The organism is Prochlorococcus sp. MIT 1307 (assembly GCF_034092395.1).
Lineage (GTDB): Bacteria > Cyanobacteriota > Cyanobacteriia > PCC-6307 > Cyanobiaceae > AG-363-K07.
Genome location: NZ_CP139301.1, coordinates 231,086 through 257,115 on the forward strand (window position 1 = coordinate 231,086; position 26,030 = coordinate 257,115).

Genomic DNA, 26,030 nt, shown 5'->3' on the forward strand with positions numbered 1-26,030 from the left:
TCTGTTTTATTTTAATAGCTTATTCATCTAAATAAAAAGAACCATTTAGCAAGTAATCTCAACAGATTCTTGACCCATTTCAGGTAAATAGAAAGCCCTTTTTTATTGCTTTACAATTCATATAGCATAAAACCTCTTGTATCTGAAATCTAATTAGCTATAAATAGCGAGACACAGCCTGTGGAAAAGTCTTCTAAATTTGTGGAAACTTTGATTTATGAGGTGTTTTGAGCGACGCCCATGGAATGATTTACCGATTGTTGAATCTGGTGAAGAGCTTGTTAAATTAAAGAGCAATTTTTTTTGTCTTGAACCACATCCTTATTTGTCACTAGGGGCGCCCTATGGAGAAAATGTTGATCCTTGGAGATTGCGAACTGGTGTATTCAATCGTTTAGTTCTTGCTCAAAACTATTTAAAAAAAGATTTTCCTGAATTTCGTTTGGCAATATTCGATGCATGGAGACCTATTCCTGTACAGGCCTTTATGGTGGAGAAATCTATTGAGGACCATTGCATATTAAGAGGAGTTGACCGAAAGAACCCAGACCATAAAGTTGCCTTTACTCAAGTAGTTAAGGACGTTGAGCAATTCTGGGCCCCACCCAGTCTTGATCCTAATAATCCGCCTCCACACAGCACTGGAGGCGCTGTAGATTTAACACTTGCGAATATTCAAGGTAATCTTTTGGATATGGGTAGCAAGATTGATGAGATTGGTGATATTTCTTCTCCTAACTACTTTTTATTGACTGCAAAGAAGAATGTTTACTGTGATTTATGGCATCAAAGGAGGCTCTCTCTTGCGATGGTCATGAAAAAGGCAGGATTTGTGCAGCATCCCAATGAATGGTGGCACTTTAGTTATGGAGATCAGCTCTGGGCATGGAGTAGAAACTTGCCTGAGGCCATTTATGGTTCGTGCACTCCACCAGTAAGTAGAGAGGAAATTGCTTGATCGCCTAGATTCCTTACGTGCTCACCAAGACTAATACTTGCTCCGGTGTTTTTCCAGCTTTTAAGCAAGGGTCTCAGTGTTGATTCTAACTCAGTTATTGGCATGCGTTGCAAATATGGTTTGGCTAGCCTCTCAAGATCAGGGGTGCCTCCTAACCATAGTTGATAATCGCCTACACCACTACCTACTAGAGCTAATTCCGCCATATATGGTCTAGCACAACCATTGGGACAGCCTGTCATCCTTATTAGTATTGATTTATTGATATCCATCTCTTTTAATAAAGCCTCTACTCGATTAAGGACACCTGGTAAGGCTCTTTCAGCTTCGGTTACTGCGAGACCGCATAATGGAAGAGCTGGACAAGCAAGGGCATGCTTCTCTAGTCTTTTTACCTTCTCAGGATATTCTATTCCTAAAACTTCCAGACCTCTTTTTACGCTGGATTTTTGAATGTCTCCAATATTGCACAATAATATATCTTGGTTTGGTGTAAGTCGTATTTCAAGTTGGTAGGTCTCTACAAGTTTTCTAAGGCCTTTCTTTAGATTACCTTTTAAACGTCCAGATAAGAGAGGTATACCTACAAACCAAATGCCTTTTGATTGACGATTCCAACCCAAATAATCTTTTAATTTCTTTTTTGTTTCAGGGACAGGCGGCTTGATCTCCTGTTGAAAGTATTTTGTTGTGAGTTCATTTTTAAACCATTGGAACCCCATCTCATGGAGTAGATATTTCATTCGAGCGTGTCTTCTGGTTTTTCTGTCTCCATAATCTCTTTGTAGTGCCAATACAGACTGTACAAACTCCAAAATATGTTCTCCTGCTACATATCCTAAAAGATCAGCAGTCCGTGCATATGTCTGTTCATTGTTGTGGGTTCTCCCCATCCCTCCTCCAACATAGACATTACATCCTTTTAGAGTGCCATTTTTCTTCGTGAAGGCTACTAACCCTATGTCATGAGTAAGAATGTCTACTGAGTTATCGCCTGGAACAGTCACTGCGCATTTGAATTTACGAGGCATATAAGTAGAGCCATAAAGTGGTTCGTTTAAGTCGCCGCTAAATACAGCTCCTTGCTTTTGTTTTGTTTTTGCTTTGCTTACTGCTTTATTAGGTTGAATTCTGTATCGCAAGTCTCCATCAACCCAAAGGTCTAGATAGGAACTTTGTGCTGTAAAAGGTGTTAGAAGGTCAGCAATTTCTTGCGCGAGTTTTCTTGAAGCTGGATAGCCACCATATTCATACGGTGCTGCTGGTGCCATTACGTTGCGATTGATATCACCACATGCGGCTAGCGTGGACCCTAATGATTTGATAATTGTTCTGATGACTTTACGTAGGTTTTCTTTCTTGACTCCGTGCATTTGAAATGCTTGTCGGGTTGTTGCTCGGAGTGTTCCATTGCCAAGTTGATCGGAAAGCTGGTCTAGAGCAAAAAATAAGGAAGGTGGGATTTTTCCTCCTGGGCTTCGTAGTCGGAGCATCATCTGCCAGTCTTTACTAGAGCCTTTTTTGCGATTTTCCCTATTGTCTTGTTGATAACTTCCGTGAAACTTCAGTAACTGAAGTGCGTCATTAGAAAAATGATCACTTTCGTTCTCAAGCTCAGTTTCAAGAGGCTCTCTTAAATATTTGCTTTCAGCTTTGAATCTTTCGAATTTCGTGAGTTCTGATTTATTTGCAATACAAGGAAAGAGGCTTTTATCTGCCGTCTGATCAGACTCTTTATCCCCTTGAATCACGGCACAATTTTTTTCCTCCTTTAGGGTAGCTAAACGTACAGTCATTTATCGACCGTTTATTCAATAAAGTGTGATATTGCATTACCTAACTCTCCGTGGCGACTTTTCTTCTTGAGGTCGGGACAGAGGAGCTACCAGCAGACTTTGCTCGGCTAGTTACTCCCCAATTGGAGAAGCTAGTAAAAAATGATTTAACCCAAAGGCGTTTAGATTTTCAACTTGTCAAGTGCACTAGTACGCCTAGAAGAATTGTACTTATTGCTGAGGGAGTGGCTGATTCAGCCCGAGATTTTGAATCGGAATATAAGGGACCTCCTGCAAATAAAGCTTTTCTGAATGGTTCTCCCACAAAAGCAGCAATAGGTTTTGCAAAGAAATTCGATCTTGACCCTTCTGCTTTGGAAGTACGCGAAACATCTAAGGGATCATTTGTCTTTGCAAAAGTTTGTGAGAGTGGTGCAGATGCCAAAGAGTTATTGGGTGAATTGATACCTGGTTGGATTGGAAATTTGCAAGGACGTCGTTTTATGCGTTGGGGTTTAGGAGAACAACGTTTCTCAAGGCCAGTGAGGTGGCTTGTTGCTTTTTTGGATGAATCTTTGATCAAAGTTTGCCTTAAAGGTACAGACCCTGAAGTCGTTTCTGGAAGGCAAAGTAAGGGACATAGGTTGCATCAAGATGATGTTGTTATAAGTTCTGCAAAAGAATATCAATCAATTTTGAGTAAGTCTGGTGTTCAAATTGACCGAGATAAACGTCAGGGATTGATTCAACAATTAATAATTAATGCATCTAAAGAACTTAATGCTGTTGTTGATATCTCTATAGAGTTGTTGGAGGAACTAACTGATTTAGTTGAGTCACCAAACCTAATCATAGGGGAATTCGACCATCAATTTCTTGAGTTGCCTGCTGAAGTGCTAAGCACTGTCATGCGCGTTCATCAACGTTATATTCCACTATATTTAGATCTTGATTTGGTTGACCCCTTATCTCTTAATGCAAAGAATACTCTTTTCCCCAAATTCCTATGCATAAGTAATGGATTGCCTTCAGCAAATAAAACTATTAAGCTAGGAAACGAAAGGGTTTTAAGAGCACGACTTTCAGACGCACAGTTTTTTGTTCAGGCTGATCTTGCCGTAACTAGTTCTGATAGATGTGATCAACTTAGTAATGTTACCTTTGCAGAAGGATTGGGGTCACTTCTTGATCGAGTGAAAAGAATTGAGTGGATTTCTAATTCACTCTGTAAATACCTCAAGTATTTAAGTCTTGATAAGCAAATTATTCATAGAGCAGCATCTTTATGTAAGCATGATTTAGTTAGCCAGATGGTTAACGAGTTCCCTGAGCTTCAAGGAATAATAGGAGCTAAGTATCTTCTTGCTGAAGGAGAGTCTAGAGATATTTCGTTGGCTGTTTTAGAACACTATTTACCACGTTATGCAGGAGGTGACCTTCCAAAATCAGATGCTGGTTCTATTCTTGCCTTGTCTGAAAGAATAGAGTTATTGCTTAGTATTTTTGCTAAAGGAGAGAGGCCTACTGGTTCTTCTGATCCTTATGCATTAAGAAGAGCCGGGAATGGAATATTATTGATACTTAAAGAAAAAGGTTGGAAATTAAATCTTAATGAACTCTTAGAATATTCTATAAATTACTGGTCAGCTCTATTTACAGAATTAACGATAAACCCAAATAGAATCTTATTAGACATATCAGAATTCCTCAGACTTAGAATTATTAGCATTCTTGAAGAATCTGGCATTGATTTTGATATAGCTCAGGCTGTAGCAGGACAAACAATAGATATCAAGCGCTTATTATCTGACCCTGTTGATGTATTTACTAGAGCTAATTTGCTTACAGATATGAGAAGTTCAGGTCAATTATTATCAGTCCAGCAAGTGGTAACCAGAGCTTCACGCTTGGCTAAGAGTAGTTTGCTAGATATAAGTCTTTTAAGTTCTACTAATGTGGTTGATTCTAAGTTATTTGAAAAGGAAAGTGAGTTTAATATGTTAAAGATTATAAATTCCCTTGAGCCGATTGCTCTTAGCGATCATTCAGATCGATATGTGCTTTTAGCAAAAAAACTTTCTGAAAGCACATCAGTATTATCCTCTTTCTTTGATGGAGATGGAAGTGTTATGGTTATGACTGATTCAGATGATATTAGAATAAACAGGCTTAACTTGCTGAGAGTTCTATGTAATCAGGCAAGTATAATTGCAGATTTTGATCAGATAAAAATGATCAAATAAAGAACTATCTGATCATTCTTATTGACTTAGGGGTTGCTATTTAATTGATCAACTTTTAGTTGCGGTAACTTTTTCCTCGTCTGTGGGTACTTTTATACCTCCCTTTATCGTACATACTTCCAGCATCTTATTTACTTCTGCATCGTCTCGAACTGTACTAGGTACCGGTTTGTATTTATCAGGTGCAAGTGCCCGCCCTCTTAGAACAGATCCTATGGTCATAAAAGTGAGTTTAATTTGTTGAAGAGGTTTCATTGCTACAACTGTCTTATATAAATAACTATCGAAAGTAAGTCTTTGAACATCTAAGTCATCACACATTTCTACAAATGCTTCTCTTGCACCATCATTTGAATAGAAGATATTTTGGAGAATTTCCAGAACTTTGTAAGTAGCTCCATATTTCTTGTCCCATTTAGTAAGGTATTTTTTTAGATCACCTTCGCTAGGTATTCTTTTCCCTCGTTGACTTGCCTCGACAATCTCTTCAGCGCACATACGACCACTTTTAGCTGCAAAATAAATCCCTTCACCAGAACTTTTTGTTACGTACCCTGCAGCATCCCCAACAAGAGCCATTCTTCCAACCACTCGACGTGGCCGAGGATGTTCTGGAATAGGATGTGCTTCAACCTTTATAACCTCGCCATTCACAAGTCTTTTTTTTGCTCTTTCTCTTACACCTACCTGAAGACTTTTTATAAGTGATTGATTCTTTTGCATGGTCCCTGTGCCTACTGCAACGTGATCATATTTAGGAAAAACCCACCCATAGAAATCAGGTGAAACATCTGTTCCTACATACATTTCAGCAAGATCCTCGTAGTAACTCATTTCCTTCTCAGGAAGTTTGATTCTTTCTTGAAAGGCAATAGCAACGTTGTAGTCACCCGCATCCATGGCTTTTGCAACGCGGCTATTGGCGCCATCAGCCCCAATTATCAGATCAACTTCAAGAGACTTGGTTTCACCAGTAGCATCACCTGATGAGAAATCTGAATAGGTAAGGGTATAGGGGCCTTCACGATTTGTTCCGGTGTCAATTTTGGTTACCAATCCATTAACCAGGTTTGCTCCTAGTTCAGCTGCACGATTACGCATAAAGGCATCCATAACCTCTCTGCGGCACATTCCTATGTATTCATTCTCGGTTTTGCCATAAACCTTGTCTAGGCTTATATCCACTTCGCGATTGGAAGGTGAAATCATTCTCATATTGCGTACTTTTCGATCAATGATCGAGTCAGGAAGATCGAACTCGGCCACCATGCAAAGAGGAATTGCACCTCCACAAGGTTTTGCATTATCAAGCTTTCGCTCAAAGATCCAGGTTTTGATTCCTGCTTTTGCAAGAATTTCTGCGGCACATGAGCCACTTGGGCCCCCACCGATCACTGCTACACGCAACATCTTTTAGGCTTAATTATATATTCGTCAATGAAAACTAACTCGCCAAAAGAAATCTCGTAAAGAGTTCTTGCCAACCCCGTTACGATCGATACAAACATTCTTTTTCAAATTTGTGGCTCGAGCTGAATCCGCTCGAAGCAATAACACCGATGATATCCCTCTTGCACGAAGGTCTAATCCAATTAGACCCTCTTCAAAAGGGGTTAGGTTTATAGCTCTTGCATCGGCTTTCTTAGGTGGTTCAGCGATATTGCTGTATGTAAGCTTTTCATCTCGTTTTATAGGATCAGCACCTTTACTTGGGACTCAGCAATTGCCTTCCTCTGATGGCCTTTTGCTTGGTCATTTCCCATATCCAGAGGTCTCAGCTCAACAATTGGTTTCGGTCTATCCAGGTTTAGATATTCATAAGGACACCTACAAAGCTCTTAAATTAATGCGCTCAGCTGCTAGCGCTGATGGAATTGATTTAGTTCTTTTGAGTGGTTATCGATCGCATGATCTTCAAAGACAAATTTTTTATGGAAGAAAATCAGCTCGAAATCAGATTGCAATTGAAAGAGCAAAAGTTTCAGCTCCGCCTGGATATTCTGAGCACAGCACAGGCTATGCAATCGATTTAGGTGACGCAAAAAGACGAGAAACTGATTTAGAAGTTGAATTTGAAACAACTGATGCTTTTATATGGCTTCAAAAAAATGCTGCCAAATATCACTTTGTGCTTTCATTCCCTAGAGGGAATGCACAGAAAGTAAGTTACGAGCCTTGGCATTGGAGATTTGAGGGCACTGTTGATGCTCTTAGGCAGTTTCAGGCCGCCAATGAACGTGCGCGCACAAGAGAGGCCTCAAATTAAGTTGTTGAATTTCGCATTTCGCAATCTTTTCTTGATTAATCTTGCTTTGGTTCAAACTTAAAAGGTCATTGAAGGCAGTTTTATTGGTTACTTATTTCTAAAGTTGAGATAGTCTTTCGCCTTGCGCTCTAGAGCGTTTTTTTATAACGGAAGCATTGATTAAAATGAATAGCAAGGAACAGTCGATCAGAAATATTGCAATCATTGCCCATGTCGATCATGGAAAAACTACTTTGGTAGATGCGCTTCTCACCCAGTCAGGGATCTTCAGAGATAATGAGGCCGTCCCGACCTGTATTTTGGACTCTAATGATTTGGAGCGTGAACGTGGGATAACTATTCTGTCTAAAAACACTGCAGTAACATATAAAGACACACGAATAAATATTGTTGATACTCCAGGTCATGCTGATTTTGGTGGGGAAGTTGAGAGAGTTTTAGGCATGGTGGATGGGTGCTTATTAATTGTTGATGCTAATGAAGGACCTATGCCCCAGACTAGATTTGTGCTTAAAAAAGCCTTGGAAAAAGGTTTAAGGCCAATTGTCTTTGTGAATAAGGTAGATAGGGCAAGAGTTGAACCTGAGACTGCTGTAGATAAGGTTCTTGATCTTTTTTTAGAACTCGGTGCAGATGATGATCAATGCGATTTCCCCTATTTATTTGGAAGCGGATTAGGTGGATTTGCAACAGCAGATATGTCTGAATCTAGTGACACTATGAAGCCGCTTTTTGATTCAATCATTCGTCATGTTCCACCTCCAGTTGGTGATGAAACTAAACCATTGCAGCTACAGATTACAACGCTTGATTACTCAGACTTTCTTGGAAGAATAGTTATCGGCAGAGTTCATAATGGAATTATTCGTAATGGCCAGAATGCTGTATTGATTAAGGAGAACGGCACTGAAAAGCGAGGAAGGATTAGTAAACTACTTGGTTTTGCAGGTTTGGAACGTATAGAAATTGATAAGGCCTTCGCAGGAGATTTGGTGGCACTAGCAGGTTTTGATGAAGTTAATATTGGGGAGACGATTGCCTGTCCCGATGAGCCCAAAGCCTTACCACTAATTAAGGTAGATGAGCCTACTCTTCAAATGACTTTTGTTGTCAATGATTCTCCTTTTGCTGGACAAGAAGGAAAGTTTGTAACTAGTAGGCAGTTGCGTCAACGCCTAGAGAAAGAATTACTAACTAACGTTGCTTTAAGAGTTGAAGAGACAGATTCTCCTGACCGATTTGCAGTTAGCGGAAGGGGAGAACTTCACCTTGGAATTTTGATTGAAACAATGCGTAGAGAGGGTTATGAGTTTCAAGTTTCTCAACCGCAAGTGATTTTTCGTACGATTGACGAAATTCCTTGTGAGCCTGTAGAAACTCTTGTAATGGATGTTCCAGAGTCATCAGTAGGCACATGTATTGAAAAATTAGGAGTACGAAGAGGCGAGATGCAAAATATGGAGACGGGAAATGATGGACGTACCCAATTGGAGTTTGTTGTGCCATCAAGGGGTTTGATTGGTTTTAGAGGTGAATTTATTCGTGCAACAAGAGGAGAAGGGATTATGAGTCATTCTTTTTTCGAATATCGGCCAAAGGTCGGAGAATTTGATGCAAGAAGAAATGGTGTATTAATTTCATTTGAAGAAGGTGTAGCTACTTTCTATGCTTTAAAAAATGCTGAAGATAGAGGTCAATTTTTTATTACTCCTGGCACTAAGGTTTATAAGGGAATGATTATTGGAGAAAACAATAGGCCACAGAATCTTGAAATTAATATATGTAAAACAAAACAATTGACGAATATGAGGTCTGCAGGAGCAGAAGAATTAGATACTCTGCAATCTCCTATGGAGATTACTTTAGAGAGGGCTCTTGAATATATAGGCCCTGGTGAGATGCTAGAAGTTACTCCTGAATCTATAAGATTGCGAAAACTGCCTGCAAAGAAGAAAATCAAAAGTTAATGGAAAAGACTAATAGTGAATCTAATTCCTTGTCTTATGATAAAAGATTCCATAAAGCTATAGCTCTCTTTAACTCTGGAGATTGGTATTCAGCACATGATGTTTTTGAAGAGTTGTGGCATGAAGGATATGGATTAGAAAGAAATACACTTCAGGGGATTTTGCAAGTCGCAGTTGCTCAATTACATTTAGCAGGTGGGAATAGAAACGGTGCTATGATTCTTTTTGGTGAAGCATTAGGTCGTCTATCAAGACTAAGTACACCAAGCTTAGGGTTGGATTTAGATAGACTTTGTGAATCTGTTAAGCAAAGATTGAATATTCTTCATCAAGATGGTGATCCAGAGCAATTTAGTGTCCCATTCCTTTTTCAACAGACTAGAAATTAGGTAAATTGACTTGATTATCTTGCTAGGTGCGGGAGTTGGACTTTTCTTGTACTCAACTACTAATTTCTAGTAGGCGCGCTTTAGCAATATTAGTTTTGTCTATTGTTAGTCTCATTCCTACAAACGCATTAGGGCAACAGACTAATCAAGCTCTAGAGGTAAGAGAAGAGGAAGAAATTATGATTGAGTCTGATAGGCAAAGTTCAGACAGTATGGGAGCTGTTTTCAGTGCTTACGGGAATGTCAAGATCACTTATCTGAAAAGAGGAATAGTTGCTTCATCCCGTCAAGCTCAATACCTAAAAGATGAAGGAATAGTCATTCTTACTGGAGATGTCAAATTGATTCGAGAAGGAGGTGATTCTCTTTACGGTCAGCGGGTGGTTTATTTTCTAGAGGATGATCGATTGGTCGCTGACTCTCGTACTGGTTCTCAGGTTTTGCTGAATTTGTTTTTTGACACTGCTAAAGAACATGATGGATCATCGAAATTATGAGTCTAAATCTTAAAAAGGTTGCTTTAAAAATAGGCGGTCGGCCACTAGTTAAAGAAATCTCTTTGACCTTGGAACCTGGTGAAGTTGTAGGCCTCTTAGGACCAAATGGAGCTGGCAAGACGACAACATTTAATCTGGTAATTGGGCTCCTTCGTCCAGATTCAGGCCAGGTTTTTCTTGATGGAAATTCCGTAAGCGATTGCTCTATTCCAAGTCGAGCTCGTTTAGGTATCGGCTATCTACCTCAAGAACCTAGTGTATTTAGACAATTGACTGTTCGTGAGAATTTAGATTTAGCTCTTTCTCAAAGTGCCTTGTCCCCTTCTCTTTGTCGCATACGCAGGGAGGAACTAATTGAGGATTTCCACCTCACTTCTTTTTTAGATAGGCTGGGATACCAGCTTTCTGGAGGCGAAAGGCGCAGGTGTGAGGTTGCGAGAGCTCTTGCTGTTGGTCGAATTGGACCCAAATACTTGTTGCTTGATGAGCCTTTCGCAGGTGTCGACCCTTTAGCTGTAAGCGAATTACAGAATTTGATACAAAAACTTCGTAAACGTGGAATGGGTATTCTTATTACTGATCACAATGTACGAGAAACACTTGCTATAACAGAACGTTCATATATTCTTAATGATGGCAAAATTCTTTCTTCGGGTCCTTCTTCTCAGGTAGCGGCTGATCCACTTGTTAGACGATACTATCTAGGGGAGGATTTTCAACTTTGAAACGAAAAATCATATATTTCCTATCAGAACTTATTGATTTAATTCAAACAATCTGGTACAAAGTATTAATTAATTGGCGTAAGTTACCACTTCTGGATAGGTGGATACTAGCAGAATTACTTCCCCCCTTATATTTTGCTGTAGCGGCATTTACGGTTGTTTCATTATCAGTTGGGGTAATGTTTGACCTGGTTAGAAAAATTGTTGAATCAGGCCTGCCTGCTCAAATTGCAATTCAAGTTTTACTGCTAAGACTGCCAAGTTTTCTTGTCATTTCGTTCCCTATGGCAGTGTTAATGGCAACCTTGTTAGCCTATAGTCGACTTTCCGCTAATAGTGAATTAAAGGCGCTTAGAAGTATAGGTGTTTCTACAAAACGAATGATAGCGCCAGCGATTGCATTGGCCTTGTTAATGACTGGAATAACTTTTATATTTAATGACAGTATTGTCCCACTAGCAAACCGTAATGCTGAATTTATTTTAAAGAGTTCTTTAGGAAAAGCAATTGCTACGGAAGAGGGTGAAGATATAATTTATTCAAGGAAAGGTGAAATTACAGATTTACAAACAGATCAGAAATTAAAAGGTGTTACTCATTTGTTTTATGCCCATAATTTCACTAACAATCAAATGAATAAGGTTACTGTAGTTGACTTTTCAAGGCTAGGTTATACACAACTTTTATTAGCAGAAAGAGCATTTTGGAACGAAAATGAAGGGAAATGGGAATTCCTTGAAGGCAGAATATTGACCCTGTCACCAGATGGAGGTTCTACTACTGCAAAATTTGAGCGCTATCTTTACCCCTTAGATACAGGTCCTAAGAAAATAGCTCAACTCCCAAAAGATTCAAATGACATGACCGTAGCTGAGGCTATTAGGGCTGCAACTCTATATTCAGAAGTTGGCAATGTTAAAGAAGCTAGAAGAATGAAAGTACGTATACAAGAAAAATTCACACTCCCTATGGCATGCGTAGTATTTGGTCTTATTGGAAGTAGCCTAGGAGCCAAGCCTAATACAAGAACAAGTCGTAGCCAAGGTTTCGGGCTTAGTGTTCTTTTGATTCTTATCTATTATGTTCTTAGCTTTACTTTTAGTTCATTAGGAGTTAAGGGTACACTCCTTCCATTTGTAGCAGCCTGGTCTCCGGTCATTATATCTATGCTTGGAGGGGGGGTATTATTAAAACAAGCTAGTAACTAATTTCATTCCATTTCCTTTATTATCCCAAAGATGAATTGATTATCTACATATATTGAACTTTTTGACCTAATTTTTTCGATAACAGTTGAAGTTTTCCAATTCTAATTCAATTATGTTCCTAAATATAAAATCATAAAATGTCTTTAAAATCACCTTTAAACAATAAAAGGAATTTTCAGCCATCATTGGAGATAATATCAGTCACACTGTTTATAACTATTGGCTTTCTTGCGGCATTTAACCACTCTCTTTGGCGTGATGAAATGCAGGGTTGGTTGGTTGCTTGGAAAAGTGATACATGGGTTAATTTGTGGAAAAATAACGCTCCTTCTGGGCACCCAGTTTTATGGTCTGCATTGATTTTTCTTGTCAAAGATTTTACTAAAACCCCATTAAGTATGCAGTTAATGCATTGGTTTCTGGGAAGCCTTTCTATTATTTGCTTTTGGCGTTGGAATCCTTTACCTGGCTGGCAAAAGACTTTATTTACATTTGGCTACTTCCCTTTTTGGGAATATTATTTCGTTTGTCGCCATTATGTATTAGCGCAATTAATCACATTTTTATTTTGTAGTTCTTTTCCACTTCGTCGTAGAACTTATATACCAGCAGCTTTATGTATCGGCCTTCTTGTAAATACTCATGCTTTTTCATGGTCTATAGGTTTTGCTGCTTTAGTTACTCTCATTACCGAATGGGTATTTAGCTCTAAACAGCGTAACCTTTACTTACGTAATCGTTTTTGGATTATAGATCTAAGTATAAGTTTAGTTATTGTTCTTTCTTTAACAGGATTTGCTAGTTTAAGTTTTTTCCAGGTCCGAGAGGCTGTTGATTCTGTTCCAACTACTCTTGATCTTCGTCATTTTTTAAGAGTCGTAGGAAGAGTTTTTGGTGGCTATATGTTGGTTATCCCTAATTCAAAAAGATTTCTTGATTTATTTATTACTTTAATTTTAACTATTGGCCTTGTTATTACTACACTGTCTTTCTTGCGCAGATCTAGAGCATCAACGATATTTTTTATTAGTGGGACTAGCTTTATGTTCGCATTTAATTATTTTTTATATCTAGGAATAGGTTCTAGACATTATGGTTATTACTTTCTAATTTTGATAGCATCCATCTGGTTAGCACTTCATCCTGGTGAAGAGGCTGAGTTGAATTCATCTCAAATATATAAGGACAATCAAACTTTTAATGTTCTATCGAACTTCTTTCCATTCTTACTTACTTTCAGTCTTTCTGTTCATTTTGCTGCAGGTGTTCATAGGGCACTTTATGATTTTTATGTTCCATATTCTGCAGGAGAAGCTACTGCTACTTATATCAAAGAAAAGGGTTGGGCAGATTTGCCGAAATTTGGCACCCGTGATGTAGAAATTACCACTGTATCGGGTTATCTAAATCGAGATATTTATTATCCTGAAATAAAAGCTTTAGGAAGTTATTCCCAATGGAATAACCGTCGTTCACTTAAAAGGGAAGACACTCTTTACCATGTCAAGTCTTATTTATCTGAACATCCAAACACTCCTGAACTGCTATTAATACTTAGTAGAAAATCAGCCTTTCGTGAACTCCAACCTGGAGATGTAATGATTCAAGAAGGTTTGCGCATAGTTGCAGATCAAAGGTTTGAGAGATCTTGGGTCTATCCAGAGCGCTATTATCTTTATTGGGTAGAAAATATTAAATCTGAAAAGCTTGATATGCAATCTTTTCCAATCCAAAATAGATCATGGTGAGTTATCAATCTCCTCCATTTAATTGAAAAATTTTGAGTCTTCTACAACGCTATCTAGTATGCAGGCCTTTTTAAGTGATCCGGTTTTGTTTTTAGGACTGGTATCTTTCTTTTTACTTTTAATTACTCTACCTTTCTCTTTTTGGGCTACAGGTGGAAATAATTCCTCAAGTATCGCAACGATGTTTGTTGCAGTATCAAATTTTACATTGACTGCTCTTTTGATTCTTAGGTGGTGGGATGCAGGTCATTTCCCTATTAGCAATTTGTACGAGTCCCTCTGTTTTTTAGCTTGGGCTCTTACTCTTGTTCAACTTTTACTAGAACGCTCTGTTTCTTCGCCATTTATTTCAGCTGCTGTAACTCCTATGGCTTTAGGTTGCATTGCATTTGCTAGCTTTGCCTTGCCTGAAGGTCTGCAGGAGGCTTCTCCTTTAGTTCCTGCTCTTAGATCTAGTTGGCTTGTAATGCATGTGAGTGTAATCATGTGCAGTTATGCCGCGTTAATTGTTGGCTCTTTGTTGTCAGTTATTGTGCTTTTTACAGATAGAAATCAGGATTTAGTGATACGGAGTAGCTCTATAGGGTCTGGTGCTTTTCGTACTCCAAAAGAACAAGATATATCCTTAGATAATTCTGGTATCTTAAATCTAAGTAGTGTTGAATTTACTAGAATTGAACGAATAGATAGTTTGAGTTATCGCTCAATTACAGTTGGATTTTTGTTATTAACTTTAGGGTTAATTAGTGGAGCTGTTTGGGCTAATGAAGCATGGGGAAGTTGGTGGAGTTGGGATCCTAAGGAGACTTGGGCTCTTATATGCTGGTTAATTTATGCTGCTTATTTACATACTCGATTAAGCCGAGGTTGGCAGGGAAGAAGGTCCGCAATTGTTTCTTCTGTAGGTTTAATTATTATATCTGTCTGCTATATAGGTGTTAACTTGCTAGGGGTTGGACTACATAGTTATGGCTGGTTCTTTAGTTCATAAAAGAAAAACTTTCCTATTTTTAATTTCTATTCGATGTTTTATTTACTGAGCAATTTTTCTAACCAGGTCTTTTACTGTTTCGGATCCCTTGGATGGCTTCTGCATAACTTGGTTGATTAAAAACCCCAGACCCACTAACTATTGCGTTTGCACCAGCCTCAATTACTTTCCAAGCATTGCTTGCTTTTATCCCACCATCAACCTCAATCCATGGATCAAGACCTCTTTCATCACAGATTCGACGCAGGTCAGAAATCTTTTGCACCTGACTTTCAATAAAACTTTGGCCTCCGAAACCAGGGTTGACACTCATAATCAATACGAGATCACAAAGTTCTAAGCAATATTCCAAGGTGTCTAGTGGAGTACTTGGGTTTAGAACTGCACCAGCCTTTTTACCTAGATCCTTTATCTGTGCAAGGTTTCTATGTAGATGAGGGCATGCTTCTGCTTGAACATAAATATGGTCAGCGCCTGCTTTAGCAAAATCGGCTACATATTTTTCAGGTTCAACGATCATTAGATGAACATCTAGTGGTTTAGTTGTTACAGGCCTCAGTGCCTCGACAATTAATGGCCCAATAGTGATGTTTGGTACAAATCGTCCATCCATAACGTCAACATGAATCCAGTCAGCACCTGCTTTGTCAACAGCACTAACGTCTTCGCCTAGCCGAGCGAAGTCAGCTGACAGTATTGAAGGGGCAACAACAAGTGGCTTTGTGCTCATAGATCTTTAACTTTGACTCGAGATTCTATTGATTCATGGGCTTATTGCTTTTGTGAGTTACTTGCACTGATACAGTTGTCGGCGCCTAGGAGCTGAGAAACACTGCGGCCCAACATGCTTTTACTTGAGTAGCGAAATCACTTTCCTCTTCAGTTAAGTCAAGCCCTTCAGGTTTCTTATTAATCATTTTTCCTCTCATAGCTATCAAGTGGATCGCACTCTTATTCAAGAAATTCTCGAAGTTGTTGAGCAAGCAGCCATTGCTTCTGCTGAGCTAACTGGTTTAGGAAAGAAAGATGAAGCAGATGCAGCTGCTGTAGAAGCTATGCGCAATCGCATGGGCAAGATACAGATGCAAGGCAGGATTGTTATTGGAGAGGGAGAAAGAGATGAAGCCCCGATGCTTTACATCGGTGAAGAAGTCGGAAGTGGAAATGGTCCGGGTGTCGACTTTGCGGTAGACCCATGTGAAGGGACAAATCTATGCGCTAATAGTCAGAGGGGGTCAATGGCAGTTTTAGCAGCCTCTGACCGGGGTGGTCTATTCAACGCACCTGACTTTTATATGAAAAAACTTGCTGCACCACCTGCAGCAAAAGGAAAGGTAGATATAAGAAAAACTGCAACTGAAAACATTAAAATTCTTAGTCAATGTCTTGGTTTAGCTGTTAATGAGCTAACTATTGTTGTTATGGATAGAGCCCGTCATAAGGATTTGATTTCAGAGATTCGCTCTACAGGAGCAAGAGTTCAACCTATTTCTGATGGTGATGTTCAAGCAGCTATAGCGTGTGGTTTTGCCGGTACTGGGACTCACTGTTTGATGGGTATTGGTGCCGCGCCTGAAGGTGTCATTTCTGCAGCTGCTATGCGCGCTTTAGGTGGTCATTTCCAAGGTCAATTGGTTTATGACCCTGCGATTGCACAGACTAGTGAATGGGCTGATTACACGAAGGAAGGAAATATTGCTCGTTTGAATGAGATGGGCATTACTAATATTGACAAGGTTTATCAAGCTGAGGAATTGGCTTCAGGTGAAAATGTTGTATTCGCAGGAAGTGGAATAACAGATGGTCTCCTGTTCCACGGAGTTAAGTTTGAAAGTGATTGCACACGAACAAGCAGCCTTGTTATCAGCACACTTGACAATACAGCTCGATTCACAAATACCATTCATATCAAGGAAGGTGCTAAAAGTATTGCCTTGAGCTGAACTTAGTCCGACCTAACATACTGTGGGGGTTTATTTATGCACATAGCCGTCGTTGGTCTTAGTCATCGGACGGCCCCTGTAGAAGTCCGTGAAAAGCTCAGTATCTCTGAGCAATCTATGGAACAAACCCTTAAGTCTCTAAAGGGTAATGATCAGGTTCTTGAGGTATCTATTCTTAGCACTTGTAATCGTCTGGAGATTTATACCTTGTTGAGAGATCACGAATTGGGTGTTGATGCAATTAGAGATTTTTTAAAATCTCATTCAGGTCTTGAAGAATATGATCTTTATCCACATCTTTTTACTTTTAAACAAGAAGAAGCTGTTGCTCACTTGATGAGGGTGGCAGCTGGCCTAGATAGTTTGGTTTTAGGTGAGGGTCAGATACTTTCCCAGGTGAAGAAAATGCTTCGTCTAGGACAAGATCATCACTCTATGGGGCCTATTCTTAATAGGCTGCTTACTCAGGCAGTAAGTACAGGAAAGAGAGTTCGCAGTGAGACTAGTCTTGGAACTGGAGCAGTATCGATAAGCTCTGCTGCTGTAGAGCTAGCTCAACTTAAGCTTGGACAATCTCAAGGAAAAGATCAGTTAGTAAGTCTCGAGCCTGAGAAAGTCGCAGTAGTAGGAGCTGGAAAAATGAGTCGGCTATTGCTTCAACATTTGCAAGCCAAAGGTTGTTCAAAGTTGACACTCGTTAATAGGACTAGACCGAGAGCAGAATCACTGGCGTCAGATTTCCCTGATTTGAGTGTTGATTGTCGATTACTTGATGATCTGGATCATTGCTTAAGTTCATCTTCTCTTGTTTTTACAAGCACAGCCGCAGAGAACCCAATTATCGATGCTTCAAGATTAAAACCTTTGAGATTAGGTTCTCTACGATTAATTGATATAGGAGTACCTCGAAACATATCAGCTGATGTAGAGGGAATTCCAGGCGTTGATTCTCATGATGTTGATGACCTTCAGGAAGTAGTTTCTCGGAATCAGGAAGCTCGTAAACAAGTTGCTCTAGAAGCCGAAGGACTACTCAAAGAAGAAGGTCGAATTTTCCTTGAATGGTGGGATAGCCTTGAGGCTGTTCCTACTATCAATCAACTAAGAGCAACGCTTGAAGGAATTCGAAGTGAAGAATTGCAAAAAGCGTTAAGTAGAATGGGTCCAGATTTTTCAGCAAGAGAAAGAAAGGTTGTTGAAGCATTAAGTAAAGGCATTATTAATAAAATCCTTCATACCCCTGTAACTCAGCTTAGGGCGCCTCAATCTCGAGGGGACAGGCAACAGGCACTTAAGGTTGTGGAAACCCTTTTTAAATTGGATCTGTCTAATGATGGAAAGTAATTTATCTAGAAACACCACCAGTGCTTGAAAAACAATCAGCCATTAATCGATCTGCCCTTTTTGGTAGCTTTAGGAGTCTTTTTTCCAGTAAATTTGATTATCAACGCACAAGTGCGAAAGCAGAATGAAGCGTGTTCTTGCAATAATTCTAGGAGGAGGCGCAGGAACGCGCCTTTATCCTCTAACCAAAATGAGGGCAAAACCTGCAGTGCCACTTGCAGGTAAATATCGCCTTATTGATATTCCTATTAGTAATTGCATTAACTCGAACATCAATAAGATGTACGTTTTAACACAATTTAATAGTGCCTCTTTAAATAGACACTTAACTCAGAGTTATAACTTAAGTGCACCATTTGGCCAGGGTTTCGTTGAAGTATTAGCAGCACAACAGACGCCAGATAGTCCTTCTTGGTTTGAAGGAACAGCTGATGCCGTTCGGAAGTATCAATGGTTATTTCAGGAATGGGATGTTGATGAATATTTAATTCTTTCTGGTGATCAATTATATCGAATGGATTATAGCTTGTTTGTAGAACATCATCGTTCTACGGGTGCTAATTTAACAGTTGCTGCACTTCCTGTTGATAGTGAGCAAGCTGAAGGTTTTGGTTTGATGCGTACAGATTCTGAAGGCAATATAAAAGAATTTAGTGAAAAGCCAAAAGGTGCTTCATTGAAAGCTATGGCAGTTGATACATCGCGGTTTGGACTTTCAAGCGAATCAGCAAAGGAAAGGCCTTATTTAGCCTCTATGGGTATTTATGTTTTTAGCCGCGAGACACTATTTGACCTTTTAAATAAAAATTCCTCACACAAAGATTTTGGCAAAGAAGTAATTCCAGAATCTCTCAGAAGAGGGGACTTGTTAAAAAGTTATGTTTTTAATGACTATTGGGAAGATATAGGAACTATTGGTGCATTTTATGAAGCAAATCTTGCATTAACTCAACAGCCCAACCCTCCATTTAGTTTTTATGATGAAAAATTCCCAATTTATACCAGACCTCGTTATTTACCACCTACAAAATTAGTCGAAGCCCAAATAACAGATTCAATTATTGGAGAAGGATCTATTTTAAAATCATGTAGCATTCATCATTGTGTATTAGGGGTACGTAGCAGAGTAGAAAGTGATGTAGTTTTGAAAGATTCTTTGGTAATGGGGTCAGACTTTTACGAATCTTCCGAAGAACGTATAGCTTTAAGGAATGGAGGGGGAATTCCTCTTGGGGTAGGTCAGGGGACAACTGTAAAAAGAGCAATCCTTGACAAGAATGCGCGGGTTGGGAATAACGTCGCAATAGTTAATAAGGACCATGTAGAAGAAGCCGATCGAGCAGAAGAAGGTTTTTATATAAGAAATGGAATAGTTGTTGTATTAAAAAATGCGAGCATCTCAGATGGCACTGTAATTTGAAAACTAGTTTGTATGACTAGGCTTTGGCTTGATAGCAAAATATCCTGAACCATCTTTTTTTAAGATAATTTTCTTATAAACAATTTCCCAATCCTGACATTGCCGTCTAATTAGCAGCCGAATACCCAATGCAGGGTCACACTGGCCCAAGTTCTTATAAACCTTTGGATATGACCAAAGCACATTTTGGTTTGGTTGGTCTTGGGGTGATGGGGGAAAACCTAGTTTTAAATGCAGAAAGAAACGGTTTTTCGAGTGTTGTTTATAACCGTACTTATTCCAAAACGCAGAGTTTTTTACTAGGTCGTGGAGCTGATAAAAATATTTCAGGTGCAATTGATATTGAAGAATTTGTTCAAAAGCTAGATCGCCCTAGAAGGATATTGATGATGGTTAAGGCAGGTCCAGCAACAGATGCAGTTATAAAACAAATTTCTCCATTTCTTCAAGAAGGAGATTTACTTATTGATGGAGGCAATGCTCAATTTAGTGACACTGAGAGAAGAGTTGCTGAGTTAGAGAGTCAAAGCTTTGGATATATAGGAATGGGTGTTTCAGGAGGAGCCAAAGGTGCATTCGAAGGTCCAAGTATGATGCCTGGTGGAACTAAATCTTCTTATGAGGCTATTGAAAATTTGTTGAACAAGATGGCTGCACAGGTAGAAGATGGTCCTTGTGTTTCATATATCGGTCCAGGCGGATCAGGACATTTTGTTAAAACCGTACATAACGGAATTGAATATGGCATTGAACAAATATTGGCCGAGTCTTATGACTTAATGAAGAGAGTATGTGGTATGAAAGGTGAGCAAATTGCTGATGTTTTTGGTTTTTGGAATAATACTGAGGAGCTTTCTTCTTATTTAGTCGAGATCACTGAAATTTGCCTTCGTAAGAAGGATCCAGAGGATGGTGACGACTTGGTTGAAAAGATTATGGATAAGGCTGGGCAAAAGGGGACTGGACTTTGGACAGTTATTAGTGCTTTGGAATTAGGAGCTTCAGTTCCGACTATTTATTCTTCCTTAAATGCACGTGTAATGAGTTCAATGAAATCACAAAGAGAAAATGCCGAATCAATATTAGCTAGACCTTCACTAAGACCTTTTGACCTGGGAAGTGTTTCTGATGGAATGTCACCACTTATGGATGCAGTTGTTTTGGCAACTATCGCTAGTTATGCCCAAGGAATGGACCTTTTGAAGCTTGCATCTTCAGAGTACAACTATGAACTTCATCTCCCTTCTATTGCACAGATTTGGAAAGGTGGTTGCATTATTCGTTCTCGCCTTCTAAAGCGAATCCAGGATGCCTTTAATGATGATCCAAACTTAACTAATTTAGTTTTAGATCCATGGTTCGCGAATCAAGTGAGCTCACGGTTGCCAGGACTCGCAAAAGTTGTTGCTGGGGCAGCTGAATCAGGCATCCCACTACCTTGTTTATCAAGCTCATTAGATTATTTGAATAGTTATAGGACAGCAAGATTGCCTCAAAATTTGGTACAAGCTATGCGTGATTGCTTTGGCTCTCATACCTATCAGAGAGTTGATAGAGATGGTAGCTTTCATACTGAATGGCTTGGTTAAATTCTTATTTATGGCTAGTTACAAAATTGAACAAGCTATTGATAACGATGATTTAGCTAAAAAAGCATCTCAGGTAATAGCTGCCCACATTGATTTAGCTCTTGATCAAAAGGAACGGTCTCAAATTTCACTCGCAGGTGGTAGTACACCATCTTTGACATACAGCTTTCTGGGGCAAGAACGTCTTCCTTGGGACCGAGTAGATGTTTTCCTTGGTGACGAGAGATGGGTAGAACCAAATAATGAATGTAGTAATGCATTAATGCTTCAGAGATCATTGCTTGCTCAGTTCCCTGGCTCAAATGCTCGCTTCCACCCTGTTCCAACTACAAGTTATTCAAGTCCTAATGAGAGTGCGGAATCATTTTCTAACCTTATATCTAAAATTTGTGTAGGTGAACCTCCAATTTTTGATTTAATAGTTCTTGGCTTAGGAGAAGACGGACATACAGCATCTCTTTTTCCATCCAGTGACTCTCTACTCATTAAAGATAAATACACAACTATTGCACATGGCAAAGGGAAAGATCGCATCACTCTTACAGCTCCTGTACTTAGTGCAGCGCGTAAAGTTATTTTCCTTGTATCTGGCGCCTCTAAACAGATAGCATTGAAACGTTTGCTAGACCCTTCAGAATCTTATCTGCGAACTCCAGCAAAATTAGTTAGCCCTATTTCGGAAATTCAAATTTTTGCAGATAAAAGTGCATTACTCTTGGTCTGAAATTATTTCTTATTATTGAAAGTAAATTAAGGCCTTTGAAAGTGTCTAGAAATCTAATCATTGCTTCGTACAAAGATTTTGGCAATTGGATAGCTTTAAATGACACGATAATGGGCGGTTCAAGCGAGGCCACCTGTAAATTAACTTCCCAAGGCCTTGTCCTTGATGGGAAATTAATAGAAGAGGGAGGTGGTTTTGTTAGTTGTCAATCTCCTTTATACAAACCTACCTTAAACCTTTCAGGATTTTGTGGCTTCCAACTTCAATTAGATGGCCAAGGTAGGACTCTCAAATTTGCAGTTGCTTGTAAAGGAAGTTTTTTGGGGTACAAAAGTTTCTTTGGATCTGGACTTAGGTGGGTTTCCACCTTTCCTACCAAACCAGAAGGAAAAACAATAATTCAAATTCCTTTCAATAAACTAAAACCTACTATTAGAGCTAAACGTGTAATACCTTTTACCAAATTTGACCCATCATCTATTTACCAAATTCAGTTGCTTTATTCAAAATTTGGTTTACCTGGTGAAATGAATCCTGGGTTTAAATCAGGTCCTATTCATTTATTATTAAGAGAGGTAAGTTCATATGCATAATTCACTTCCTAACTTATTGGTTGAAATTGCAAAGGCTGCTGATATTTGTAACAAGCCCTTCAAACATTCAGTTTTAGAACATAATTTTGATTCAGATAATAAGAAGAATCAAGATTCTCTTGATGATTTAATCCTTAAGATTGAGTCCAGGAATTTAGATGGAGTAAGATATCCTGAACATGACTTGGAACTTGAAATATATAAAAGTGGTAATGATTTACATGTAATGCTGGCTTGGTTTGAACAGCCTCAACGTCCAATACTTTGGCAAGGTAAGCATTCTATGTGGATGGATGCTGGCAATGGCAAGCGTTGTCAGGCGCCTCTAGATGGTCAATATTTAGAATCACTTGCAAGACGATTAAGGACATTATTTATTGTTAACAACTCTAAAAATGATTTAGCCTAGGCCCTGTCAGTAGTAGCTCCTTGACTTGCGCTACTAACTAATCGACAGTATTTTCCAAGAATCCCTGTTTTGTATCTTGCTGTTGGCTTTTCCCATTTCTGACGTCTATTTTCAAGTTCAATCTCATCAACATTTAGCTGAATTAATTTCTTAACAGCATCAACGGTGATGCTGTCTCCTTCTTCAACTAAGGCAATTGTTCCTCCGCTTGCAGCTTCAGGTGCTACATGCCCAACTACCAAGCCATAAGTTCCTCCACTAAAACGTCCATCAGTGATTAGAGCTACTTTCTCGCCTAGACCCTGCCCAACAATTGCAGAGGTTGGAGAAAGCATTTCTCTCATTCCCGGTCCACCTATTGGGCCTTCATAGCGAATAACAACAACGTCTCCCGAACTTATTTGATTTTTTAGAATTGCCTTTAAACACTCCTCTTCACTTTCAAAAACCCTTGCAGGACCAGTTAAAATTGGGTTTTTGATACCGCTAATTTTAGCAACACTACCTTCTGTTGCTAAATTACCTTTGAGAATTGCCAGATGACCTTTTTTATAAATTGGATTGTCAATTGAACGAATGACTTCTTGCCCCGATGGAGGAATGGATGGAACATCTTTAAGTACTTCTCTTAGTGTTTTCCCTTCAATATTTCTACAGTCGCCGTGTAGTAATCCCGCATTAAGTAACAACTTCATTACTTGAGGGATTCCACCAGATTTATGAAGATCAACTGTGACATATTTTCCACTCGGTTTGAGGTCACAGATAACAGGTACTTTCTGGCGGATTTTTTCAAAGTCATCAATAGATAGTTCGACTTCGGCCGTTTGAGCTATTGCTAGTAAATGTAAAACTGCATTAGTTGATCCTCCCACTGCCATTATTACACTAATTGCATTTTCAAAAGCCTCCCTTGTGAGCAGATCGAGTGGTCTAATATCTTCTATTATTGCATTAACTAATACTTGAGCACTCTTTGAGGAATTTTCTGCTTTCTCTGCATCTTCAGCTGCCATTGTAGAACTATAAGGTAAGCTTAACCCCATTGTTTCTATTGCTGCAGACATTGTATTTGCAGTAAACATACCTCCACAGCTTCCTGCTCCAGGAATTGCATTTTTCTCAACTTCTATCAACCTCTCCTCGTTAATCTTCCCACTAGTTAGTTGTCCAACAGCCTCAAATGCACTTACAACCGTTAAATCACAACCATTTAATCTTCCAGGTTTTATTGTACCTCCATATACAAAAATAGCTGGAATATTCATTCTAGCCATGGAAATTATTGCTCCAGGCATATTTTTATCGCAGCCTCCAATAGCTAGTACACCATCCATACTTTGACCATTGCATGCTGTTTCAATTGCATCAGCAATTACTTCTCTAGAAACCAGTGAATATTTCATCCCTTCTGTTCCCATTGAGATGCCGTCACTAACTGTTATGGTTCCAAACATTTGCGGCATTCCTCCAGCAACTCGAATAGCTTCCTCTGCCCGTTTGGCTAAATCATTTAATCCCACATTGCAGGGTGTAATTGTGCTAAATCCGTTGGCTATGCCAACTATCGGCTTGTTGAAATCCTCATCTTTGAAACCGACAGCTCGAAGCATTGCTCGGTTAGGAGAACGCTGAATGCCTTGTGTTATAGCTCTTGATCGAAGCATCATATTTGTGAGGAGCTAGTAAAAAAAACCATTCGAGATTTAATGATTTAATTGCGACCACCAAGGTCTTCAAGTTGTTTTCTTACATCGGCAATGGCAGCATTTAATTGTTCAACCCTTTGTTCAAGCTGCTCACTACTTTCATTTTTGATGGCAGGTGAGGATGTCTCAAGTGCTTCAGATCCATCTTGGATGCGCGGTGCATAAAGCATTGCACGCTGCTTTCTTGTCTGTTGCCTTCTTTCTGCTTCTGAAAAAAGCCACCAAGCCAGGCCAGCTGCTCCTAGAACTGCTCCACTAATTAAAGAGGAGAGACTTGCCGTTGATGACTCACGATACTGACTCATAATTATTAATTAGATTTCCTAATGCTAATTCTTACCAGTGATTTTGGTGGTCAGACGTAATGATGGGTTTCCTATACCTGGAATAATTTCACCATTGTCGGTTATACCAGCATCGATACATGAACAGTAGATGACCAGATTAGGAATATTTTCTCCAAGTAATTGAAGTCCTGGTTGGGCAGTAATAGCGCTTATAACTCTTATCCTTCTTGGCTCCACATTTTGTTTCATTATCAATTTTATAATTTCTAGCAAATCGATAGCATCTGATATTTGATCCATATAAATAATAATCCCTGCTTTCTTTTCAATTGGATTTGGTACCTCTCCTAAACAGAGGTGGGAATTTGGTAGAACATTTCTTCCCCCATGCCACAGTTCTAACCCCCCTGGAAGCTTTGGCATGGCTAATAAAGGAATACTTGGTTCAATTACTGTTCCTCTTGATTTAGCTTGAGAGGTCACTACCTCTTCCTCTCTGTGCGGCAACCAATCCCTTAATGCTTCATAAGTAAGCCATCTGCCAAGCTCCTCTAGAGCTTTACCGTAAAGAGGGGCTGGTGTTTTGGCATCACGAAGCATCGTCAGCCAATGTCCGATAAGTGGGTGTGGTGGTACCACAACTCTTAATGTCATGGCCATTTGGCTTCCATGGGCTTCTTTTGCCATAACGTGAATACAAATTACTGGCTAGCGGCCACTCTTTATCCTCATGACCTACCTCTCTTCTCTTTTTTCACGGTTAAACCTGGCTGTCCTTTTAAGTATCTTGTTGTTCGCTTTGGCTATTCCTTTTAACCCTGTTTTTGCAAAGACCCCTCCTGAGATAAGAAATCAAGACGAATTAAAGATTTCTCAGGATATGCATGGCAAGGATTTAACTGGATATGAATTTGTAAAGCTTGACCTTCGTAATGTCGATTTCGGTGAAGCAGACCTTAGCGCAGCAATTTTTAATAATAGTCAGTTACAGGGGGCTGATTTAAGAGGAGCTAATTTGGAAGATGCTGTTGCCTTTGCATGTGACTTTGAAGGAGCCGATTTAAGGGATGCAAACTTGAGCCAAACCTTACTTATGGAAAGTACCTTTACAAATGCAGATATTGATGGAGCAGATTTCACTGATGCTGTTATAAGTAGGATTCAATTAAAACAACTTTGTTCGATTGCTGATGGTGAAAACTCTGCCACCGGTATAAGTACTAGATACAGTCTTGGTTGTTGATC

Annotated in this window: 24 protein-coding genes; 18 read left to right on the forward strand and 6 right to left on the reverse strand. The window is 39.3% G+C overall.

Going from position 1 to position 26,030, the window contains the following annotated elements:
* Nucleotides 1–217 precede the first annotated feature (217 nt).
* Nucleotides 218–958, forward strand: coding sequence for a M15 family metallopeptidase (locus SOI82_RS01335; protein ID WP_320667599.1), 741 nt, complete (start codon nucleotides 218–220; stop codon nucleotides 956–958).
* Here SOI82_RS01335 and SOI82_RS01340 read toward each other — a convergent pair.
* Nucleotides 913–2,754, reverse strand: coding sequence for an NADPH-dependent assimilatory sulfite reductase hemoprotein subunit (locus SOI82_RS01340; protein ID WP_320667600.1), 1,842 nt, complete (start codon nucleotides 2,752–2,754; stop codon nucleotides 913–915). The genes SOI82_RS01335 and SOI82_RS01340 overlap by 46 nt on opposite strands.
* Before the next feature lie 50 nt (nucleotides 2,755–2,804).
* Between SOI82_RS01340 and glyS the strand changes: the two genes are divergently transcribed.
* Nucleotides 2,805–4,976, forward strand: a complete 2,172-nt coding sequence (glyS, locus tag SOI82_RS01345; protein ID WP_320667601.1) for a glycine--tRNA ligase subunit beta — start codon at nucleotides 2,805–2,807, stop codon at nucleotides 4,974–4,976.
* Nucleotides 4,977–5,024: 48 nt separating this feature from the next.
* Here glyS and chlP read toward each other — a convergent pair whose 3' ends face one another.
* Nucleotides 5,025–6,386, reverse strand: coding sequence for a geranylgeranyl reductase (gene chlP / locus SOI82_RS01350; RefSeq protein WP_320667602.1), 1,362 nt, complete (start codon nucleotides 6,384–6,386; stop codon nucleotides 5,025–5,027).
* A 112-nt stretch (nucleotides 6,387–6,498) separates the two neighbouring features.
* On the opposite strand from chlP, the gene SOI82_RS01355 reads away from it, so the two are divergent.
* From SOI82_RS01355 to ccsB, 8 genes are all read left to right on the forward strand, one after another.
* A complete protein-coding gene (locus SOI82_RS01355) occupies nucleotides 6,499–7,242 on the forward strand; it encodes a M15 family metallopeptidase (protein WP_320667603.1) in 744 nt (247 codons plus the stop codon).
* Between the two features lie 164 nt (nucleotides 7,243–7,406).
* Entirely contained in the window at nucleotides 7,407–9,209 is a 1,803-nt protein-coding gene (gene typA / locus SOI82_RS01360; RefSeq protein WP_320667604.1) for a translational GTPase TypA, read from the forward strand.
* Complete coding sequence (locus SOI82_RS01365) at nucleotides 9,209–9,598, forward strand: DUF309 domain-containing protein (protein ID WP_320667605.1); 390 nt, start codon at nucleotides 9,209–9,211, stop codon at nucleotides 9,596–9,598. The genes typA and SOI82_RS01365 overlap by 1 nt, the downstream gene beginning before the upstream one ends.
* Before the next feature lie 26 nt (nucleotides 9,599–9,624).
* A complete protein-coding gene (locus SOI82_RS01370) occupies nucleotides 9,625–10,095 on the forward strand; it encodes a hypothetical protein (RefSeq protein WP_320667606.1) in 471 nt (156 codons plus the stop codon).
* Nucleotides 10,092–10,820 (forward strand): LPS export ABC transporter ATP-binding protein, encoded by a 729-nt coding sequence (gene lptB, locus SOI82_RS01375; protein ID WP_320667607.1) that lies wholly within the window; start codon nucleotides 10,092–10,094, stop codon nucleotides 10,818–10,820. The genes SOI82_RS01370 and lptB overlap by 4 nt, the downstream gene beginning before the upstream one ends.
* A 32-nt stretch (nucleotides 10,821–10,852) precedes the next feature.
* A complete protein-coding gene (locus SOI82_RS01380) occupies nucleotides 10,853–12,028 on the forward strand; it encodes an LptF/LptG family permease (protein ID WP_414153535.1) in 1,176 nt (391 codons plus the stop codon).
* Between the two features lie 137 nt (nucleotides 12,029–12,165).
* Entirely contained in the window at nucleotides 12,166–13,776 is a 1,611-nt protein-coding gene (locus SOI82_RS01385) for a hypothetical protein (protein WP_320667608.1), read from the forward strand.
* Between the two features lie 58 nt (nucleotides 13,777–13,834).
* Nucleotides 13,835–14,767 carry a c-type cytochrome biogenesis protein CcsB gene (ccsB, locus tag SOI82_RS01390; RefSeq protein ID WP_320667609.1) on the forward strand — a complete coding sequence of 311 codons (933 nt, stop codon included), beginning with the start codon at nucleotides 13,835–13,837 and terminating at the stop codon, nucleotides 14,765–14,767.
* A gap of 58 nt (nucleotides 14,768–14,825) precedes the next feature.
* Here the strand turns inward: ccsB and rpe are convergent, their stop codons facing one another.
* Complete coding sequence (gene rpe, locus SOI82_RS01395; RefSeq protein ID WP_320667610.1) at nucleotides 14,826–15,497, reverse strand: ribulose-phosphate 3-epimerase; 672 nt, start codon at nucleotides 15,495–15,497, stop codon at nucleotides 14,826–14,828.
* Nucleotides 15,498–15,705: 208 nt separating this feature from the next.
* On the opposite strand from rpe, the gene glpX reads away from it, so the two are divergent.
* The 7 genes from glpX to SOI82_RS01430 all read left to right on the forward strand — a co-directional run bounded on the left by glpX (nucleotide 15,706) and on the right by SOI82_RS01430 (nucleotide 22,789).
* The gene (gene glpX / locus SOI82_RS01400; RefSeq protein ID WP_320667611.1) at nucleotides 15,706–16,710 is read left to right on the forward strand and encodes a class II fructose-bisphosphatase; all 1,005 of its coding nucleotides are present in this window, start codon (nucleotides 15,706–15,708) and stop codon (nucleotides 16,708–16,710) included.
* Between the two features lie 36 nt (nucleotides 16,711–16,746).
* Complete coding sequence (locus SOI82_RS01405) at nucleotides 16,747–18,054, forward strand: glutamyl-tRNA reductase (protein ID WP_320667612.1); 1,308 nt, start codon at nucleotides 16,747–16,749, stop codon at nucleotides 18,052–18,054.
* A 124-nt stretch (nucleotides 18,055–18,178) separates the two neighbouring features.
* Nucleotides 18,179–19,474 (forward strand): glucose-1-phosphate adenylyltransferase, encoded by a 1,296-nt coding sequence (locus SOI82_RS01410; RefSeq protein WP_320667613.1) that lies wholly within the window; start codon nucleotides 18,179–18,181, stop codon nucleotides 19,472–19,474.
* A gap of 170 nt (nucleotides 19,475–19,644) precedes the next feature.
* Entirely contained in the window at nucleotides 19,645–21,063 is a 1,419-nt protein-coding gene (gene gndA, locus SOI82_RS01415) for an NADP-dependent phosphogluconate dehydrogenase (protein ID WP_320667614.1), read from the forward strand.
* Nucleotides 21,064–21,073: 10 nt separating this feature from the next.
* Complete coding sequence (gene pgl, locus SOI82_RS01420; RefSeq protein ID WP_320667615.1) at nucleotides 21,074–21,787, forward strand: 6-phosphogluconolactonase; 714 nt, start codon at nucleotides 21,074–21,076, stop codon at nucleotides 21,785–21,787.
* 41 nt (nucleotides 21,788–21,828) lie between these two features.
* Nucleotides 21,829–22,380, forward strand: coding sequence for a CIA30 family protein (locus SOI82_RS01425; RefSeq protein WP_320667616.1), 552 nt, complete (start codon nucleotides 21,829–21,831; stop codon nucleotides 22,378–22,380).
* The gene (locus SOI82_RS01430; RefSeq protein ID WP_320667617.1) at nucleotides 22,373–22,789 is read left to right on the forward strand and encodes a hypothetical protein; all 417 of its coding nucleotides are present in this window, start codon (nucleotides 22,373–22,375) and stop codon (nucleotides 22,787–22,789) included. The genes SOI82_RS01425 and SOI82_RS01430 overlap by 8 nt, the downstream gene beginning before the upstream one ends.
* On the opposite strand, the gene ilvD is transcribed toward SOI82_RS01430, so the two are convergent.
* The 3 genes from ilvD to SOI82_RS01445 are packed head-to-tail and all read right to left on the reverse strand — an operon-like array spanning nucleotide 22,786 to nucleotide 25,445.
* The gene (ilvD, locus tag SOI82_RS01435; RefSeq protein ID WP_320668443.1) at nucleotides 22,786–24,456 is read right to left on the reverse strand and encodes a dihydroxy-acid dehydratase; all 1,671 of its coding nucleotides are present in this window, start codon (nucleotides 24,454–24,456) and stop codon (nucleotides 22,786–22,788) included. The genes SOI82_RS01430 and ilvD overlap by 4 nt on opposite strands.
* 47 nt (nucleotides 24,457–24,503) lie before the next feature.
* Nucleotides 24,504–24,803 carry a hypothetical protein gene (locus tag SOI82_RS01440; RefSeq protein WP_320667618.1) on the reverse strand — a complete coding sequence of 100 codons (300 nt, stop codon included), beginning with the start codon at nucleotides 24,801–24,803 and terminating at the stop codon, nucleotides 24,504–24,506.
* A 24-nt stretch (nucleotides 24,804–24,827) separates the two neighbouring features.
* Entirely contained in the window at nucleotides 24,828–25,445 is a 618-nt protein-coding gene (locus SOI82_RS01445; RefSeq protein ID WP_320668444.1) for a uracil phosphoribosyltransferase, read from the reverse strand.
* Nucleotides 25,446–25,515: 70 nt separating this feature from the next.
* On the opposite strand from SOI82_RS01445, the gene SOI82_RS01450 reads away from it, so the two are divergent.
* On the forward strand, nucleotides 25,516–26,028 hold the full coding sequence (locus SOI82_RS01450; RefSeq protein WP_320667619.1) for a pentapeptide repeat-containing protein: 513 nt from the start codon (nucleotides 25,516–25,518) through the stop codon (nucleotides 26,026–26,028).
* Nucleotides 26,029–26,030 lie beyond the last annotated feature (2 nt).

Coding starts and splice junctions, on each gene's coding strand:
- SOI82_RS01340 (WP_320667600.1), bottom strand. CDS start 2,754: ATGACTGTACGTTTAGCTACCCTAAAGGAGGAAAAAAATTGTGCCGTG.
- SOI82_RS01450 (WP_320667619.1), top strand. CDS start 25,516: ATGACCTACCTCTCTTCTCTTTTTTCACGGTTAAACCTGGCTGTCCTT.
- SOI82_RS01405 (WP_320667612.1), top strand. CDS start 16,747: ATGCACATAGCCGTCGTTGGTCTTAGTCATCGGACGGCCCCTGTAGAA.
- ilvD (WP_320668443.1), bottom strand. CDS start 24,456: ATGCTTCGATCAAGAGCTATAACACAAGGCATTCAGCGTTCTCCTAAC.
- SOI82_RS01385 (WP_320667608.1), top strand. CDS start 12,166: ATGTCTTTAAAATCACCTTTAAACAATAAAAGGAATTTTCAGCCATCA.
- rpe (WP_320667610.1), bottom strand. CDS start 15,497: ATGAGCACAAAGCCACTTGTTGTTGCCCCTTCAATACTGTCAGCTGAC.
- lptB (WP_320667607.1), top strand. CDS start 10,092: ATGAGTCTAAATCTTAAAAAGGTTGCTTTAAAAATAGGCGGTCGGCCA.
- chlP (WP_320667602.1), bottom strand. CDS start 6,386: ATGTTGCGTGTAGCAGTGATCGGTGGGGGCCCAAGTGGCTCATGTGCC.
- SOI82_RS01365 (WP_320667605.1), top strand. CDS start 9,209: ATGGAAAAGACTAATAGTGAATCTAATTCCTTGTCTTATGATAAAAGA.
- SOI82_RS01410 (WP_320667613.1), top strand. CDS start 18,179: ATGAAGCGTGTTCTTGCAATAATTCTAGGAGGAGGCGCAGGAACGCGC.
- SOI82_RS01440 (WP_320667618.1), bottom strand. CDS start 24,803: ATGAGTCAGTATCGTGAGTCATCAACGGCAAGTCTCTCCTCTTTAATT.
- ccsB (WP_320667609.1), top strand. CDS start 13,835: ATGCAGGCCTTTTTAAGTGATCCGGTTTTGTTTTTAGGACTGGTATCT.
- SOI82_RS01335 (WP_320667599.1), top strand. CDS start 218: ATGAGGTGTTTTGAGCGACGCCCATGGAATGATTTACCGATTGTTGAA.
- typA (WP_320667604.1), top strand. CDS start 7,407: ATGAATAGCAAGGAACAGTCGATCAGAAATATTGCAATCATTGCCCAT.
- gndA (WP_320667614.1), top strand. CDS start 19,645: ATGACCAAAGCACATTTTGGTTTGGTTGGTCTTGGGGTGATGGGGGAA.
- SOI82_RS01445 (WP_320668444.1), bottom strand. CDS start 25,445: ATGGCCATGACATTAAGAGTTGTGGTACCACCACACCCACTTATCGGA.
- SOI82_RS01430 (WP_320667617.1), top strand. CDS start 22,373: ATGCATAATTCACTTCCTAACTTATTGGTTGAAATTGCAAAGGCTGCT.
- pgl (WP_320667615.1), top strand. CDS start 21,074: ATGGCTAGTTACAAAATTGAACAAGCTATTGATAACGATGATTTAGCT.